The organism is Nocardia sp. NPDC059195 (assembly GCF_042754695.1).
Lineage (GTDB): Bacteria > Actinomycetota > Actinomycetes > Mycobacteriales > Mycobacteriaceae > Nocardia.
Genome location: NZ_JBHZBG010000012.1, coordinates 70,383 through 87,311, shown reverse-complemented (window position 1 = coordinate 87,311; position 16,929 = coordinate 70,383). Strand labels below are relative to the sequence as shown.

The window sequence follows — 16,929 nt, the reverse complement described above, 5'->3', positions numbered from 1 at the left end:
CTCCGATGACCGCTCCCTTACGCGCCATCGCGCTGGTCTGCACGCTCAAGCAGTCACCCGCCGCGTCGAGCAGTGCGCTCATCGCCGATCAGGTGCTGGCCGAGCTGGCCACCCACGACGTCGAGGGCGAGTCGGTGCGGATCGCCGATTTCGACGTCCGCCCCGGTATCAGCACCGACGAGGGCGACGGCGACCAATGGCCCCAGATCCGGCGCCGCGTCCTCGACGCCGACATCGTCCTGCTCGCGACCCCCACCTGGATGGGACATCTGTCCTCGATCGCGCAGCGGGTCCTCGAGCGGCTCGACGCCGAACTGTCCAGCACCGACGACGCGGGCAGACCCGCGATGTTCGGCAAGGTGGGCATCGCCGCGATCGTCGGCAACGAGGACGGTGCGCACAAGATCGCCGCCGACACCTTCCAGGCGCTCGACGACATCGGATTCACCATCCCCGCGCACGGTTGCACCTATTGGAACGGTGAGGCGATGGGCAGCGTCGACTACAACGACCTGCCCGCGACCCCGGACGCCGTGCGCGAAACCACCACAACCATGGCCCGCAATGCCGCCCACCTCGCCGGACTGCTGCGCGCGCAGAACTATCCGACGAGCTGAGCAGTCACTTCGGCACTGGGTTCGCCGGTCAGCCGCGTTTCTGGGCGAGGTGCAGCAGGCTGGGGTCGTGGGCGTTGACGAGCAGGAGGCCGGAATCCGCCTCCTGCCACAGTTCGGAGAGTCGCTGGTGGTTGGCCTGAACCCGTTTCCAATCGTGGGCGATGAAGCGTTCCATTGCGGTGAGAGCAGTGGGTACTTCGCCGGTTCCGTCGAGCTGGCCGGGATGGTAGAAGGCGTCACCGACGTGCAGGACCCAGTGGTCGTCGGCATCGACCGCGACCGCGGCGTGGCCGCGCGAGTGGCCGGGCAGGCTGATCAGGACGATGCCGGGGGAAATGTCGGTGAGCTCCTCGGCCCCGGGGAAACCGCGCCAGGTCTCGCTTCGGGCCGGGGTGTGTTCGACGATGCTCGGGCCGTGCACGCGATGCGACGACAGGTACCGTCCGCGCTCGACAACTCCCCTGGGGTGGACGGCGGCCGCGTTCTCAGCGGCGGTGAGATGCACCGTGGCCCACGGGAAATCCGACAGCCCTCCGGTGTGATCGGCGTCGAAATGGGTGAGCACGACGTGGCGCACATCGTGCGGGTCGAAGCCGAGTCGCGTCATCTGGGTGATGGCCGTTTCCGTCGCGTCGAAAGCCGGCCGGACATAGAACCGGGCCGGGCCGAATCGCGCGGCCGGGTCGGCGACATCGCTGCGGCCGAACCCGGTGTCGACCAGGACGAGGCCGTTGGGGGTTTCGACGAGCAGGACGTGGCAGACCAGTCCGGCAGGGGTTGCCCAGGGCCGCATGGTGCCGCAGTTGAGATGGTGGATCTTCATCCGAGCGCCTCGAGCATCGCGGCCTGTGCGGCGGGGTCCCCGCCGATGAGGGCGGCATCGATCTCCTGGATCGGGTTGCTGCCGTCCCAGTTCGCGGCGGCCAGTTTGATCAGGTCGAAGATGAACTTCTTGGAGCCGCCGAGGTCGGAGATCTCGATGACCGTGCCCGGATGGTGCTCGGTCTGCAGATAGGCGAACCGTCCGTCCGCACCACCGATCTGGCCTTCTTGGCCGACGGTGAAGCCGGCGGCGAGTGCGCGGTCGTAGAGCTGTTGGTAGTTTTCCGACCAGTAGGCGACATGCTGGACGCCCTCGTGCCCGGCATCGAGGAAGTCGCGATACATCGACGGGGCGTCGTTGACCGGGGTGATGAGCTCGATCTGGATGTCTCCGCTGTTGGCGACTGCCACATCCATCGCCATGTCGGCGGGCTCACCGCGATAGCGGAAGTCCGTCGGCTCAACCCCCTTCAAGTAGAACCACGGACCTATTCCGCAGGCGACGAAATGCTGCATCGAGGCTTCGATATCGCGGACGACATAACCGATCTGGGCGATGCTGCCCCACATGTTCGCGGTGCCGCTCGGCGCGGGTGGGGTGCCGGTGTGGACGTCGGCAAAGGACAGGACGACTTTTCCGGTGGCCGCGTTCGCCCGGAGTCGGTCCGCCGCGGTCGTCGCCTCAGCGGCAGCATGGACACTGTCGAGATGCGGGGTGATCCGACCATCCTGGACCGCCGGGAGCACTTCCGGGATGAGTGCCTGAACCACGTCGCCGAGCTCCGTCCTGGTGCGGATGCTGAAGGTGGTGCCGATGAGTTTCTGCCGCCGGAAGGCGATGGTGTCCAGATTCAGCTCGGTCGCCGCGCCGGCGAGACGGCCGATGCTCACGATCCGTCCGCCGATGGCGGTTGCCATCGGCAGCTGGGCGAACAGGTCGCCACCGACATGGTCGAGGGTGATGTCGGCGCCTCGGCCGTCCGTCGCCGCGAGAACGGATTCGACGAGGTTGCCGGTCGCGGTATCGACGGTGACGTCCGCCCCGGCGGCCACCAAAGCGCCGCGCTTGTCCTCGGTGGTGGTCGTGGCGATCACCGTTCCCGCGCCGAGAGCCTTGGCGAGCTGGATTCCGACGAGTCCGATCGAGCTGGTGCCGCCCACGATCAGAACGGAGTCGCCCGGCCTGAATCCGGCCTGGGTGACCAGGGCGTCGTGCTCGGTGATGAGCCCGACCGGCAAGGTCGCGGCCTCCTCGAAGCTGAGGTGCGCAGGGATCGGGACCAGCATCCGCGGATGACACAGGGCGTAGTCGGCGAACGCGCCTGCGGTGATGCCCATGACCCGGGTCCCCACCGGAAGACCGGGGGCGAGCAGGCTGGACCGTTCGACGATGCCGGCAACCTCCATGCCCGCGGTGAAGGTGCCTTCGGTCTGACCGGCAGCGGTGTAGGTGCCATCGAGAGCGTACAGATCCGCCCGATTGAGCCCGGCGGCCATCACCTGAACTCGGACCGCCCCCAATCGGTCCGGACGTTCGATCTCCTCGACAGTCCACTCGGGGCCGTTGCCGCTGATCAGCGCACGCATAGTCATGGTTGTGTTCTCCTCGGGTCGGTCAGTTGTCGAGATCGGGGGCGACGGTGTCGGTCAGCCGCGGATCCGGCTCGGCGCCTGCCATGGCGAGCGCCCCCGCCACCACGCGGGCGAGGGTGAGCAGGTCGGCCGGGTTCTTCTTGTCCAAACCGGCGACGAGTTGTTTGAGAATGGTCAGCTGGTCGAAGTAGATGCGTTCGACGACGAGGCGCTCCTCGGCATCGAAGAGGAAGTACGCGGTCATCCGGGTGCGGTGCCGGGAGCCGGTCGGTGGGATCTTGCCCAGCGGGCCCAGATGTGTTCCCAGCAACCAGAATTCGACGATCACCGCGTCGTGGGCGTGCCGGAAGGCGATGATCTCGTGGTCCTGGTCGGGGAAGGCGACGCGGGTGTCCTGGTAGTACTCACGCACGTCCGCGTCGCCGTCGTGGACGGTCATCTGGGCGATGAGTTCGTAGTGCGGATGCGGAAACGTCGACAGAGTCGCGTCCCAGTCCTGGCGGACCTCATCGTGGAAGTGATCGAGCACGAGCTTCTCGCGTGCGCGCAGAACGTCTTCGGGCGGCAGGGTGAAGCGGGACAAGGCGGAACTCCTTCAGCCGTGGGTGAGTTGGCGGTGCGCGAACGTCGGTGCCGTGCCCGGATTGGTCCAGGAGGCCGTGAGTTCGCTGGAGGGGAAGAACTGCAGGAACCGCGAATCCCGCTGACTGCGGTCGACGAGGGTCTTCTCCAGGACGATCGAGTTGTATTGATCGGCAGTGGTTTCGATGGTGTTGGCATTGAGCACGACCTCGTGCTGCCAGGACCTCGCCCACGACGCCAGCCCGGGAAGCCCGGAATGTTCGGGGGTGAGCGCCTCGGCGGCGATGACGTTCTCGCTGCTCGCCCAGACACCGGTCGAGGTGTTCAGCAGCAGACTCTGATTGCCGAACACATGACCGGGTGTCTTGACCACGGCGACGCCGGGCCCGAGCAGCACCGAACCGTCGATGGGCAGGAACGCTTCCGGTGGGACATCGCGGTAGGTGGCGGGTTGGTACCAGGGCCGCTGCAGCGGATGGAGTTCGGCCATGCCGGCGAGCTCGTCGCGCTGCACGATCACCTTCGCGTTCGGAAAACTCGGCTTCGGGTGCGCGCCCAGGTCGTCCTGGTACGCGGTGGTTCCGACCCAGCGCCGCAGGTCCTGGGTGTGCAGGTGATCGAACATCAGGTAGTCGACGTCGTCGCGCGCGATGCCGAGACGGGCCAGATGGTCTGCGACCGTGCCGTGTGCACGGACCATCTGCCGTTGGACGAGCTTCGGTGTGCGCCGGGTGAGGCTGTCGAAATACGGGGTGTAGCGGCCGAGTTCGTGATCGGACGGCTCGAAGAGCAGCACTCGCGGCGTGCCGTCGGATTCGGTCCACCGGATCACCAACATCCGGTTGGTGATCGAGAGGAACGGTGCCAGTGCCCGCGATGCCCGGAACAACCCGAACCTGGTCGGGTACGGGAGCGTGATCAGGTCGCAGGTCCGCACGCTGTCCGGCATGCCGGTCGAGGGGAATTCGCGCCGGAATGCCGAGCCCTGCTCCCTGAGCAGGCGTAGCCGTGTGCCCGGCCCGCCGTCCGCATCGGTCGGGAGGGTCAACGTATCGATCGGGGTGCCGATGCCCGGCAGATCCACCACGTCGGCCGAACTCCACGGAAATCGCATCGTCAGCTCCTTTATCCACAGTGTGGGTTTATTGCGGATCAGGCTATACCCACGGTGTGGATTTTCGCAATGGGTTCGGGCATGATGAGTCCATGACCGCGCCACGCCGAGGACGTCCGCCCAAGAACGAGCAGCAGCTCTCCCGCGCGGCGATCGTCGAGGCGACGCTGAAGGTGATCGACGCCGAGGGCGTCGCGGCGGTGAGCATGCGCGCAGTCGGGCGGGTGCTCGGAGTCGACGCCAAGAGCCTTTACCATCACGTCGACGGCAAAGACGGGCTACTCGATTCCGTCGCCGAGCATCTGCTGGGATCCATCGCCTTACCGGATGCGACCGGCGACGTGCGAGCCGATCTCTGGGCGATCGCCATGGCGTTTCGCGAACGCGCATTGGATCACCCGCAAGCAGCCTCGCTCGTCCTCACTCGCCAGCTCGCGTCGTTCGAGGGCCTGGCCCCCGTCGAGGCGGTTCTGAGTGTTCTCCACAACGCGGGGTGCACTCCCCGCGAATCCGTCCACCTACTCCGAACGTTCGTCGCCACCCTCATCGGAACCCTGCTCCGAGAGGTCGATGCCGGGCCCACCTACGGCACCACCGATACCACCGCTATCGCCCGACGCCAGGCAACCCTCGAGGTCAGCGAGCTCCCCGCGGTAGCGGCCGCCGCCCAGCACCTCGCCCGATTCGACGGCACCGAAGAGTACGAATTCGCCATGAACCTCGCACTGGACGCACTCCTGTCACGACTGGCCACTCAGCACTGACGACGAGGAGGTCGGAGTGGCCGGATTATCCGGCGATCGCGTTGGGTTGCCATGGCGAGGATAATTGTCAGCGGGGATGACAGGTTCGCCAGAATCACCCACCTGGAGCCAGCGATGATCCACAGCCACCGGATGTTCTCCCACTTGGTTCGCACGATCGGTGAGGAGTCGTTCTACGACGACCAGCTACGGCACGCGGCCTGGGTCGCGCAATGCGTGGGCCGCGGCCCCACCGCTCCCCTGCACCCCGGCGACCTCACCGCACTCGCCGATCGGATCGAGCGCAAATCCTTGCCCGCCGGATCGCTGCTGTTCTCGGCGGGCGCGCCACCGGACGGCGTGTGGATCGTGCGGCACGGGCAGGTCGAACTATCCGTTGGTTCGGGCAGCCGACGCGCGGTCGTCGGCGTGCTCGGCCCGGGCGATGTCGATGGTGACATCGCACTGCTGCTGGAAATGCCGCCGACCTACACCGCGCGCACACTCACCGAGTCGGAATGCCTGTTCCTGGCCGACACCGACTTCGAAGCCCTGCTCGCCGGCCATCCCGTGATCGCGCGTCGCTGGCTTTCCAGTGTGGCGCACCGCGTTTCGCTGAGTCAGGCACGGCTGATCAACGTTCTCGGCCGCCCACTGCCCAACCAGGTGTCCCAGTTGCTGCTCGACGAAGCGGTCGACGGGTCGGTCCGACTGGCCGAACACACCCTCGCCGCCATGCTCGGTGTCCAGCACCAATCGCTGAACAAGATCCTCAAAGAATTCGAACGACACAGCCTGATCAACATCGGCGACGGGGCGATCGACATCGTAAATGCCGATGGGCTGCGCCACCTCTGCCTTCCTGCCGAACCGCGCTGACTGCGCTGCTCAGCGGCCCGGCGAGTAGAATTGCCACCAGATGGCCGCCGTCGGTCAGGTGATCGGACGTGGTCACAGGAGCGGCAGATGAGCGCACGAGACGACTCCGCTTCGGGACGAGTTCCCCGAAGACTCCGACTGATGCTGACGGCCGCCACGGTGTTCTTCGTGTTATTGCTGATCGTGCCGCGCCTGATCGGCGCATACGTCAATTGGTTGTGGTTCGGCGAGGTCGGCTATCGCGGTGTCTGGTTCACCGTGCTCCTCACCAAGCTGGCGATGTTCGCCGTGATCGCGGTGTGCCTCGGTGGCGCGATGTTCCTCGCCATGTGGTTGGCATACCGCTCACGTTCGGTCTTCTTCCCCACCGCACGCACCGACGACCCGCTCAGCGAGTACCGCCGCGTGGTCGGCCGGTGGCCGCTGCGCTTCGGGTTGGGGATCGCCGCCGGATTCGGGCTGATCTGTGGTCTGATCGGGCACTCGAGGTGGGAGACGGTGCAGCTGTTCCTGCACGGCGGGTCGTTCGGCGAGCAGGACCCCGAATTCGGGATCGATATCGGCTTCTTCGTCTTCGATCTGCCGTTCTACCGACTCATCCTGAGCTGGCTGTTCGTCGCCGTGTTCTTCGCGTTTCTGGCTTGTCTGGCAACGCATTACCTGTTCGGCGGACTCCGACCGGCGGGCAGATCGATCGGCCTCAGTCACGCGGCCCGCGTACAGCTCGCGGTGCTCGTCGGGCTGTTCTTCGTGTTCAAGGCCTGCGCGTACTGGCTCGACCGTTATGCGTTGTTGTCGAGCCATCGGCGGGAACCGACATTCGCCGGGGCCGGATACACCGATATCAATGCCGTCTTGCCTGCCCGGTTCATTCTCCTCGCGATTGCCCTGATCTGTGCCGCCGCGGTCTTCTCAGCGGTCGTGATCCGCGATCTCCGGGTCCCGGCGATGGCCGCGGTCCTGCTGTTGCTGTCGTCGATCGTGGCCGGGGGCATCTGGCCGCTGGCGGTGGAACAGTTCTCGGTGCGGCCCAACGCTGCCGACCGGGAGAGCGCCTATATAGAACGCAATATCGCGGCAACGAGACAGGCTTACGGGATCGGCAGCGAGATGGTCGACTACCGGCCCTATCCTGGTGTCGGTTCCAGACCGCCGCCCGAGGTCGCCGCCGACGCGACCACGATCGCCAATCTCCGGCTGCTCGACCCGCATGTTCTCTCCCGGACCTTCACCCAGCAGCAGCAGCTCAAGAACTTCTACAGCTTCCCGGAGAACCTGGACCTCGACCGCTACCGCATCGACGGCCAATTGCGCGACTATGTCGTCGCGGCGCGAGAGTTGACCCCGAGCGCACTCAGCGGCAATCAATCGCATTGGGTCAATCGGCACACCGTATACACCCACGGTGACGGGTTCGTCGCAGCGCCGGCGAACCGGGTCAACGCGGCGGTCCGGGAAGCGTCGGGCGATAGTTCGGCCAGCAACAGCGGGTACCCGATCTACGCGGTCAGCGACATCGCCTCCCAACGAGCCGGCCACCAAGTGATCCCGGTCCAACAACCACGCATCTACTTCGGTGAGGTGATCGCGCAAGCCGATCCCGACTACGCCATCGTCGGCGGCGGCACCGAGCCTCGCGAGTACGACACCGACACGACCCAGTACACCTACACGGGCGCGGGCGGTGTACCGATCGGGAACTGGTTCAACCGACTCGCCTTCGCCGCAACCTACACCGAACGAAACATTCTCTTCGCCACGGCGATCGGGCCCGATTCGAAGATCATCTTCCATCGCGACCCGAGCGAGCGTGTCGAACTGGTCGCACCGTGGCTCACCGCCGACAACAACCCGTATCCGGCGGTCGTCGACGGCCGGATCGTCTGGATCGTCGACGCGTACACCGCGATCGACGGCTACCCCTACGCTGCGCGGAGTTCGCTGGAAGCGCTCGCCCGCGATGACGGCAGGCCGTTGCGCAATCCGGCCGAGATCTCCTACGTGCGGAACTCGGTCAAGGCCACCGTCGACGCCTACGACGGCACCGTGACGCTGTACCAGGTCGACCCCGACGACCCGGTGCTATCGGCCTGGATGCGGGCGTTCCCCGGCACCGTCGAACCCGCGGAGACGATCAGCGACGACCTGCGCGCGCATTTCCGATACCCGGAGGATCTGTTCGTCATCCAGCGCGAGATGCTCGCCCGCTACCACGTGGACGATCCACGGGAGTTCTTCACCAACAACGCCTTCTGGTCGGTTCCCAGCGATCCGACCGTCGACGCCAACCCCCAGCAGCCGCCCTTCTACGTGCTGCTCGGCGACCCGGACACCGCCGCGCCATCGTTCCGGTTGACCAGTGCGATGGTCGGGTTCAAACGGGAGTTCTTGTCCGCGTATATCTCCGTGCACTCCGACCCTGAGAACTACGGCAAATTCAGTATTTTGCAGTTGCCCACCGACACGCTCACCCAGGGACCACAACAGATACAGAACTCGATGATCTCCGACACGCGAGTGGCTTCCGAGCGAACCCTGCTGGAACGCTCCAACCGAATTCAGTACGGCAACCTGCTCACCCTGCCGATCGCCGACGGCGGCGTGCTCTACGTCGAACCACTGTTCACCGAACGGATATCGACGGCCCCGAACGGCTCGACTTTCCCGCAGCTGGCACGCGTATTGGCCAGCTACCGGGAACCCGGCACGGGCGGAGTCAGAGTCGGCTACGCACCGACCCTCGCCGAGGCGCTCGATCAGGTATTCGGCCCCGCCACCGGCAATCTCGCAACCCCACCCGGCGGCAGCGCGGCCGCACCGCCACCCCCGGGCCGGGCGGCGGTGCCACCGGGTGAGCCGCAGTCCTCAACTGCCCCACCACTGATGGACGAGGCCACGATCGCCCGGCTGGAGGCCGAACTAGAGGCGGCCCGTGCGGCGCTCGATCGACTCGAGCAGCAACTCGATGACATTCTTCGCCCGAACAAGTGAGGACATCAACGTCCACGTTCAAACCTGCCGAATTCAGTTCTGGCACACCGGAAAAGCAGCCGCCGGATGACACCGCTGCGGGCACGCCAGGATGTACACCGCGTTGCCTACGAGCAACCCGTCGTCGAAGGCCACCATGTCGACGTCGGCGTTCAGAAACTGGTAGAAGTCGAAATTCTCCGGAACATGACACAGGAACACCATGTCGGTCCCACACGCACACCGATACCACTCAGGCCCCTGAAACCAGAACGGCGCCCCACCTACCTTGAAGTCCTGTAACGGCAACCCCTCGTTGTACTCGCTGGCATCGATGACCTCCGACAGCACCAGCCGCCGCACCTGCAGATACGGATCCACCTCGTCCACCGCTGACCCGTTCCGCTGCAACAGAATCCGCCAGAATCCCTGACCCTTCGGCCGCTGGTCCCAATACCCCGTCGGTAACTGTCGCTCCGCGTCGCTGCAGTCGCTCTCGTCCGGGCACTGGAACACCAGCAGCTGATCGCCTCCGAACACCGGCACCGCGTGGGGCACCGCGACCTGGAAGAACAACGCCATCGTCAACCCGCACTCGCACACCGGCACCGCCTGCCCAGCCTCCAGCACCGGCCACCCACCGATTGTGCTGCGGTCCCCACGTACCCCAGCCTCCTGGCTCACATCAACCACAAACGTGTTCACCACGACTCCCCGTTCCTCCCGTGCGTCAGCGGCGATTCTGCCCGACCGCGCACATTCACCGGCCCGCTGGGTGGCTCGACGAACCGAACTCACAAGCGATGTTCGCTGCGCTCGCTGCCCGACTACATTTTCCGTCTGCCGATGCCGGGAACGAACCTGCCCGTTGCCGCCAGATACGACTGATACCCCGGGCCGTGCACGCGGGCCAGATACGGCTCCTCGACGACCCGGACTTGCAGTTCGATAGTTACCAGAAGCACCACGAACCCCGCGATCGCGACGACGTTCGGGATCAGCAACGTGACACCGGCGGCGAAGACGAGCATTGCCGTGAAAATCGGGTTCCGCACGATCCCGAACACTCCGGTGTGCACCAAAGTTGTTGTCTCGGTGGCGTCGACGCCGATTCGCCAGGACTCGCCCATCTGGTTCTGCGCGTACAGCGTCGCGGCGATCCCGGCGAGCGCGAGCACCGTCCCGGCGGCTTGGATCGCGGCCGAGGACAGCCACGGGATCGGCGCGACGACATCGACCAGCTGGAGCACCGGGGCGGCGAGTCCGACTGCGATCGCGGCGATGAATCCGACACCGGCGAACCATTCCAAGGAGCCGGGTCGTCCGCTGATGCCCCGGAATCCGGTGGAACCGGTGGCGCGGTGCTGTCGCCAGCTGCGCCATCCGAATCCCAAGGCGCCGAACAGCAGATACAGCACTGATGCCAGCCAAGCGGCCATTGTTCTTCCTCGATTTCAGTCGTCGCAGCAGGCGCAGGAATCGGCCTGGACGGTGGGTTTCGCGGCGGCACCGATCGGTGGTGTCGCACAGCACGTATCGCCTTTCCAGGCGTTGAGACCTTCCTTCACCGCGATCACCGCGATCACCAGCGCCGCGATCGGATCGGCCAACGACCAGCCAAGCAGGCTGTTGAGCAGCAATCCGACCAGCAGCACCGCCGAGAGATAGGTGCACAGCAGGGTTTGTTCGGAATCGGCCACGGCAGAGGCGGATCCGAGTTCACGTCCGGCGCGGCGTTGCGCGGCCGAGAGGACCGGCATGATGACCAGACTGGCCGCGGCCAGCGCGATCCCGACCGTGGAGTGCCTGGCCTCGCCGATACCGAACAGGGCGCGCAGCGAGTCGATGGTGACGTAGGCGGCCAGAGCGAAGAAGGAGAACGCGATGATGCGCAGCGCGACCTTCTCCCGCTTCTCGGGGTCGCGTCCGGCGAACTGCCACGCGACCGCGGCGGCGGAGGACACCTCGATCACCGAGTCCAGACCGAACCCGATCAGCGCGGTGGAGGACACCCGAACACCCTCGGTGAGAGCGATGATCGCCTCGATCACGTTGTAGGTGATCGTCGCGGCGACAAACCAGCGAATCCGCTTCGACAACAACGCTTTACGCGCCGGATCAGGCCCTACCCGCACAGCGGATGGCAACGAGAGCATACCGAGTGCGGCCATCAGCAGCACCCATCGGTGTCCGCATCCGGGCAGCACGCCGGATCTACGGCAAGGACCAGTCCGAGCAGGTCATCGAGAGCGGCGCCGATGCGAGCGTCGGCGAGCTCGTAACGACTGCGCCGCCCTTCGGGAACTGCGACGACCAGACCGCATCCACGCAGACAGGCCAGGTGATTGGACAAGATCTGGCGCGTTACCCCGATGCGCTCGGCGAGCTGCGACGGGTACCCCGGCGACTGCCGCAGATTCAGCAGGATCTGGGTGCGAGTCGGGTCCGACAGCGCATGCCCGAATCGGGCAAGCGCGTCGGTGTGCAGCACCGGCAATGTCTCCATAGCCAAACAGTACATCTGAATCTGTATTCAGAAAAGGGTGGATAGTCTCCGTTTCGGGTCGAGGGTGGGGCACCACGGTGACCAGGCAGCCGACTTCTAGGCTCTGCGCATGACTGTGGCGCGCTCGATCCTGCTGTTCGTCCTGGCCGCCATCGCCGAGATCGGCGGGGCCTGGCTGGTCTGGCAGGGCGTGCGCGAGCACCGCGGCTGGGCCTGGATCGGGGCGGGCATCATCGCACTCGGCGTATACGGGTTCGTCGCGACATTGCAGCCCGACGCGAACTTCGGACGCATCCTCGCCGCCTACGGCGGGGTATTCGTCGCCGGATCACTGCTCTGGGGTATGGCGCTCGACGGTTTCCGGCCCGACCGCTGGGACGTCACCGGCGCAGCGATCTGCCTGGTCGGCGTCGCGGTCATCATGTACGCACCACGCGGCTGACCACAGCCCAGACGCTTTCACAGTCACTCTTGACTGTCAATGCTCGATCGGCCATGCTGCACAACACCTGGCGAGCAGTCCGCGCCGGACCAGCGATCGAAAGGACTATCTATGTCGGAGACTCCTCCGCACGCAGGCAACCGCCCCGCGGGCTGGTACGACAACTGGACAGAAGTCCCCGACTCGCCGTGGCAGGATCGCCCCGAGCCCGACTATGACTACGACTACTCGACCCTCACCTACGAGCGCGACGGACGTATTGCCCGCATCACGTTCAACCGCCCAGAGAAGGGCAACTCGATCACCCCGGACACCCCACGCGACCTCGCCCACGCCGTCGAGCGAGCCGACCTGGACCCACGCGTGCACGTGATCCTGGTCAGTGGCCGCGGTAAGGGCTTCTGCGGCGGCTACGACCTGGACATGTTCGCGGAGAAGGGCTTCCGAACCGCCGAAGGCCCCGACGAGATCACCGGCACCGTACTCGACCCGGTAGTGAACGCGGTCAATCACAACCCGTGGGGCACCTGGGATCCGATGATCGACTACGCGATGATGAGCCGCTGCAACAAGGGCTTCGCCAGCCTGCTGCACGCCAACAAGCCCACCGTCGCGAAACTGCACGGCTTCGCCATCGCAGGCGGCACCGACATCGCCCTGTACAGCGACCAGATCATCTGCGCCGACGACACCAAGATCGGCTACCCACCGGCCCGCACCTGGGGCATTCCCGCGGCCGGGATGTGGGCCCACCGTATCGGCGACGCCCGCGCCAAGCGGTTGCTCTTCACCGGCGACAGCATCAGCGGCAAGCAAGCCGAGGAATGGGGGCTGGCGGTGGAATCGTGCCCGGCGGAGGAGCTCGACGAACGCACCGAAGAGCTGGTCGGCCGGATCGCCCGCATGCCGGTCAACCAGCTGATGATGGCCAAACTCGCGCTCAATTCGGCGCTGCTGTCCCAAGGCGTGGCCAACTCCGGCATGATCAGCACCGTCTTCGACGGCATCTCCCGCCACACCAGGGAAGGCTACGCATTCCAATTGCGTGCCGCCACAGTCGGTTTCCGGGAGGCAGTCCGCGAACGCGACGAACCCTACGGCGACTACAAACGGGCCGAGTTCGACCGTCGACTCCCCGACCAGGATTGACATCCACGGCTCGCCAGGTTGTCGACGACCGACGCGCAAGAAGTGGGCACCCGTCTCGCCTTCGCCGATCCTCCGCGACCGCTCGTCGGCGTCGACGAGCTCTATCCGTCGGCCTCGCTGATGTGACCGGGCGCCAACAAGATCCGAATCGCGTCGGCCCACTGCGCGAGGACGACTCGGTTCGCCTGATCCGAGGACTGCAGCGCGCGCGTGCCCGCGAGCCCCCGCAAGACGGCGATGGTCAGATCACGAACGGCCGGGTAGCGCGGATGCGCCACGATCGGCGCCCCGAACAACCCATCGACCACCCGGTGCAGATCGCGCCCCGCCTTGCGCTCGGCCACCCGCAGCGCGGCGGCGAGATCGGGATCGGTGCCTGCCGCGGCCCACAGCGCGAACTCGGCCCGCGCGGGCGGTTGCGTCAACGCCGAGTACAGGGCCGACAGCGCACGCTCTACCGGGTCGACGGCGTCACCCAAGGTCGCCGCCGCCGCCTGCGTCGCCGCTTCGTTGAGCACGACCAGATCGGCGACAAGCGCCTCCGACAGATCGCGCGCGGTCGGGAAATGATGCAGGAGCGCACCGCGACTCAGACCCGCCCGCTGCTGCACGGCCACGGTGGTCAAAGCTGAATAGCCACGTTCGATCAGTAGCTCGGTCGCCACCTCCAAGATGCGCGCGCGTGTCGCGTCTCGCTGTTCAGCACGTGTCACCACCGGTGGTCCTTTCTGCTCCGATGGCAACGTTACAGTCACATCTGACTGCCGAATCGTCAGCTCGATGCGCGGGCGGATCAGGTCCGGACCCAGTTGGGACCCGAACGCGTTGTCCGTCACGCGTCCCCTCGGGACGGTCACCAGGCTGACGCCGCCCGCACCCTGATCGGCACATCACGCGGAATGCTCGACGACTTTCCCGGACGGGAGCAACTGTGAACCACGTCGATCGCGACAGTGCGCCGGGGGGCTGTCGGGGCCGCGCCGATCAGCAAGCCTGTGCGGCGGGCGCAGTCTGTTCCGGGTCGCCCCGGTTGGCCGACTCCTGATCGGCGACACCGATCATGCGGGCCACGAGCGCAGAACGCAGGCGCCAGACCCCGTCCGAGTGCATCGGGTCCAATCCGGTGATCTCGGCGATCTTGTTCAGCCGATAGTCGACGGTGTTGGGATGTATGTGCAGTACATGCGCCGTGCGCACGCGGGTGGAGCGGGTCGCGAGATGGGCCTTCAACGTCTCCAGCAGAACCGGATGCTTGTCGAGCGAGTCCAACGCCGCGGCCAAGTGTCGGCCGGCCGCGCCCGGCCTCGACAGCTGATATTCCAGCGACAGATCCTCGAAACGCTCCAGCCCGTCTCGGCGCAGGCGACGCATGATGTCGAGCACCGCGCGCACGCGCTCGATCTCTTCGGAGATTCCGTCTGCTCTTGCCGACACGAACGTGGCGCGAATCCTCGTCTGCGCCGCGACGGCAAGGTGCTCGACGAGCCGTTCTGCCCCTGCGGGATCGAAGTGGTCTTGCGGAATCAGCAGAGTCGCCGAGTCGGCACCGATCTGCATCAACGCATGGTCAGCCCACTGGTGCGACACCTCGGCTCTGACTCGGCGAATTGTTCGGCGGGAGATGATCTGTCGATCCAGGAGCGGCTGCTCTTCGTTGTGCGCCACGAACGCCACAGCGAAGACGACGTAGCTTTCGGCCAGCCGCACCCCGCGGGCACGGGCCATGGCCGGTGTTGCGTTTCCGGCGATCAGAGCCGCGGCCACAGCGTCGGCGGCATCACTCCCCGCAGCGCGCATCTCACTCGTGTACGCCTGTGAAATCACGGTGGCGAGCCGGCTGGTGAGCTCGACGAACACCTGCGTCACCCGGGCCACGGCCCGGTGATCCGCTGCGGGCTCGGCCTGCGCGGTGAGATGGTCGAACACCATCCGCGTGGCGGTGTGCACTGCCGTATGCATCGAGTCGATGAGCACGCCCTGGTGTGCCCATTCCATGACGCCGAAGCGCACCTCGGCCAGTGGTTTCGCAGCGTCCTCACCAGCGAGGAGCCTGGCGGCCAGCTCGAGGCATGCCTTCACCGTCGCGGTGACATCGCGACGCAAGGTCGCTAGTGGCACTCTGCCGGACAGTGCGCTATCGACGAGGTATCGGCTCATGATCTTGCCCGAAATCGTTGACGCCGCCGGGAGACAGTCGACCAACGGCCGACCTGCCATCGTCACGATCGGGGCCGACAGGGCGCTGTTCGGCATGCGCACATTTCCTCCTTTCGGGTGTTTGCGCTCCATCGTGCGTTCTCACCGTCTCGCGTTCCAATGGCGTTTCGCACCCGAATGAGATTCTCATAGTGCACCATGCACCACCGGAGGCCTTCCAAGTATGTCACCCGTACACCGAAACACGGTACGGACGGTGCTGCGGTTCCGGCGCACGCGGACGCATGACCTTCTCCGCGACCTTCCGCTCAGCTCTCGGCCGCGTCACGTCGAGGCTCGAATGTTGGGCCATTTCAGCTGTACATCGACCTCGGTACGACGAAAGAAGGGGACGGGGCCGGGTCGGCTACGAGGGACCGACGGCCGTCGGCATGCACCGAACATGCCGGTCGAAATTCCAGTGAACGCCTGTGTACTATTTTGGCGTGAACAGCTCGGGCGCGCAGCCGCTACAGGGTTCGGCCAGCGACGCGACTCGGCCAGGGTTTATCCGATGAACACAGTCGTGATCGTCGTGCTCGCGATCGTCGCCGCCGGTGAAGCCGTCGGCCTGATCACCCTGTCGATCCTGCTTGCCCGAAGTCGGCGCAAACGGCCGGCACCGCGTCGGGCCACGACGACGCAGCGGTTGGTGGTCGGCGGTCGCGAGGCGGTGCGAACAGCCTGGCAGACCGCGGACCTGGTGCGTACCAAAGGTTTTCGTGCTGCCGTGCTGACCTCCATCGAAGACCTCGCGGGCTGGGCGCGGGTCGAGCGTCCCGACCTGGCCAGGCTGGCGCCGGACGGCAACGTCGTTATCATGTTCTCCGACATCGAGCAATCGACCGCCCTCAACGAACAACTGGGCGACCATGCTTGGGTCAAGCTACTGGACCGCCACAACCGCCTCGTCACGCGATGTGTGCAGGACCGCGGTGGCCATGTGGTCAAGAACCAGGGCGACGGCTACATGATCGCCTTCGCCGCTCCCGAGCAGGCGGTCGGCTGCGGCCTCGCGATCCAGGCCGCGCTACACAAGGACGCCGGATCATCACGGGCCGCAACCGATTTCAGGGTCCGGATCGGTATCCACATGGGGACCTCCGTCCGCCGGGGTGATGATCTGTTCGGACGCAACGTCGCCATGGCCGCGCGCGTCACCGCGCAGGCCGAGGGCGGGGAAGTGCTGATCAGCGAGCCGGTGCTGGAGGCGATCGGTCGCAGTACGAAACTCACCATCGGGACCGGTCGCGACGCGACCCTCAAGGGCCTGCGAGGCACGCACCGCCTCACCCCGGTCGGCGCTGCGAGGTAAG

17 protein-coding genes are annotated in these 16,929 nt (G+C 66.0%); 7 read left to right on the top strand and 10 right to left on the bottom strand.

Annotated elements, in window-relative coordinates; translation table 11 throughout:
• Positions 1-5: 5 nt before the first annotated feature.
• A complete protein-coding gene (locus ACFXKN_RS17530; protein ID WP_378951359.1) occupies positions 6-617 on the top strand; it encodes a flavodoxin family protein in 612 nt (203 codons plus the stop codon).
• A gap of 28 nt (positions 618-645) precedes the next feature.
• Here the strand turns inward: ACFXKN_RS17530 and ACFXKN_RS17525 are convergent, their stop codons facing one another.
• The 4 genes from ACFXKN_RS17525 to ACFXKN_RS17510 are packed head-to-tail and all read right to left on the bottom strand — an operon-like array spanning position 646 to position 4,728.
• The gene (locus ACFXKN_RS17525) at positions 646-1,440 is read right to left on the bottom strand and encodes an MBL fold metallo-hydrolase (RefSeq protein WP_378951362.1); all 795 of its coding nucleotides are present in this window, start codon (positions 1,438-1,440) and stop codon (positions 646-648) included.
• Positions 1,437-3,032, bottom strand: coding sequence for a zinc-binding dehydrogenase (locus ACFXKN_RS17520; protein WP_378951365.1), 1,596 nt, complete (start codon positions 3,030-3,032; stop codon positions 1,437-1,439). Before ACFXKN_RS17520 ends, ACFXKN_RS17525 begins: the two co-directional genes overlap by 4 nt.
• A 22-nt stretch (positions 3,033-3,054) precedes the next feature.
• Positions 3,055-3,615, bottom strand: coding sequence for an ester cyclase (locus tag ACFXKN_RS17515; protein WP_378951368.1), 561 nt, complete (start codon positions 3,613-3,615; stop codon positions 3,055-3,057).
• Positions 3,616-3,627: 12 nt separating this feature from the next.
• A complete protein-coding gene (locus ACFXKN_RS17510) occupies positions 3,628-4,728 on the bottom strand; it encodes a hypothetical protein (protein WP_378951371.1) in 1,101 nt (366 codons plus the stop codon).
• 92 nt (positions 4,729-4,820) lie between these two features.
• Between ACFXKN_RS17510 and ACFXKN_RS17505 the strand changes: the two genes are divergently transcribed.
• The 3 genes from ACFXKN_RS17505 (at position 4,821) to ACFXKN_RS17495 (ending at position 9,341) form a co-directional block, all read left to right on the top strand.
• Entirely contained in the window at positions 4,821-5,492 is a 672-nt protein-coding gene (locus ACFXKN_RS17505) for a TetR/AcrR family transcriptional regulator (RefSeq protein ID WP_378951374.1), read from the top strand.
• 114 nt (positions 5,493-5,606) lie between these two features.
• Positions 5,607-6,350 (top strand): Crp/Fnr family transcriptional regulator, encoded by a 744-nt coding sequence (locus ACFXKN_RS17500; protein ID WP_378951377.1) that lies wholly within the window; start codon positions 5,607-5,609, stop codon positions 6,348-6,350.
• Positions 6,351-6,437: 87 nt separating this feature from the next.
• The gene (locus ACFXKN_RS17495) at positions 6,438-9,341 is read left to right on the top strand and encodes a UPF0182 family protein (protein WP_379433368.1); all 2,904 of its coding nucleotides are present in this window, start codon (positions 6,438-6,440) and stop codon (positions 9,339-9,341) included.
• Between the two features lie 33 nt (positions 9,342-9,374).
• Here the strand turns inward: ACFXKN_RS17495 and ACFXKN_RS17490 are convergent, their stop codons facing one another.
• The 4 genes from ACFXKN_RS17490 to ACFXKN_RS17475 all read right to left on the bottom strand — a co-directional run bounded on the left by ACFXKN_RS17490 (position 9,375) and on the right by ACFXKN_RS17475 (position 11,826).
• The gene (locus ACFXKN_RS17490; protein WP_379433367.1) at positions 9,375-10,025 is read right to left on the bottom strand and encodes a hypothetical protein; all 651 of its coding nucleotides are present in this window, start codon (positions 10,023-10,025) and stop codon (positions 9,375-9,377) included.
• Between the two features lie 122 nt (positions 10,026-10,147).
• Entirely contained in the window at positions 10,148-10,759 is a 612-nt protein-coding gene (locus ACFXKN_RS17485; RefSeq protein WP_379433366.1) for a methyltransferase family protein, read from the bottom strand.
• Between the two features lie 15 nt (positions 10,760-10,774).
• Entirely contained in the window at positions 10,775-11,491 is a 717-nt protein-coding gene (locus ACFXKN_RS17480) for a cation transporter (protein ID WP_378951386.1), read from the bottom strand.
• Positions 11,491-11,826: an ArsR/SmtB family transcription factor gene (locus ACFXKN_RS17475; protein WP_378951389.1), complete on the bottom strand. Its 336-nt coding sequence runs from the start codon at positions 11,824-11,826 to the stop codon at positions 11,491-11,493. The genes ACFXKN_RS17480 and ACFXKN_RS17475 overlap by 1 nt, the downstream gene beginning before the upstream one ends.
• Positions 11,827-11,935: 109 nt before the next feature.
• Between ACFXKN_RS17475 and ACFXKN_RS17470 the strand changes: the two genes are divergently transcribed.
• Both ACFXKN_RS17470 and ACFXKN_RS17465 read left to right on the top strand, forming a co-directional pair.
• Positions 11,936-12,268 carry a YnfA family protein gene (locus ACFXKN_RS17470; protein ID WP_378951392.1) on the top strand — a complete coding sequence of 111 codons (333 nt, stop codon included), beginning with the start codon at positions 11,936-11,938 and terminating at the stop codon, positions 12,266-12,268.
• 111 nt (positions 12,269-12,379) lie between these two features.
• Complete coding sequence (locus ACFXKN_RS17465) at positions 12,380-13,417, top strand: crotonase/enoyl-CoA hydratase family protein (RefSeq protein WP_378951396.1); 1,038 nt, start codon at positions 12,380-12,382, stop codon at positions 13,415-13,417.
• 101 nt (positions 13,418-13,518) lie between these two features.
• On the opposite strand, the gene ACFXKN_RS17460 is transcribed toward ACFXKN_RS17465, so the two are convergent.
• The gene (locus ACFXKN_RS17460; protein WP_378951399.1) at positions 13,519-14,133 is read right to left on the bottom strand and encodes a TetR/AcrR family transcriptional regulator; all 615 of its coding nucleotides are present in this window, start codon (positions 14,131-14,133) and stop codon (positions 13,519-13,521) included.
• 268 nt (positions 14,134-14,401) lie between these two features.
• Complete coding sequence (locus ACFXKN_RS17455; RefSeq protein WP_379433365.1) at positions 14,402-15,670, bottom strand: PucR family transcriptional regulator; 1,269 nt, start codon at positions 15,668-15,670, stop codon at positions 14,402-14,404.
• A gap of 457 nt (positions 15,671-16,127) precedes the next feature.
• Here ACFXKN_RS17455 and ACFXKN_RS17450 point away from each other — a divergent pair, with 457 nt between their 5' ends.
• Entirely contained in the window at positions 16,128-16,928 is an 801-nt protein-coding gene (locus ACFXKN_RS17450; protein WP_378952038.1) for an adenylate/guanylate cyclase domain-containing protein, read from the top strand.
• The last annotated feature ends 1 nt before the right edge of the window (position 16,929 follow it).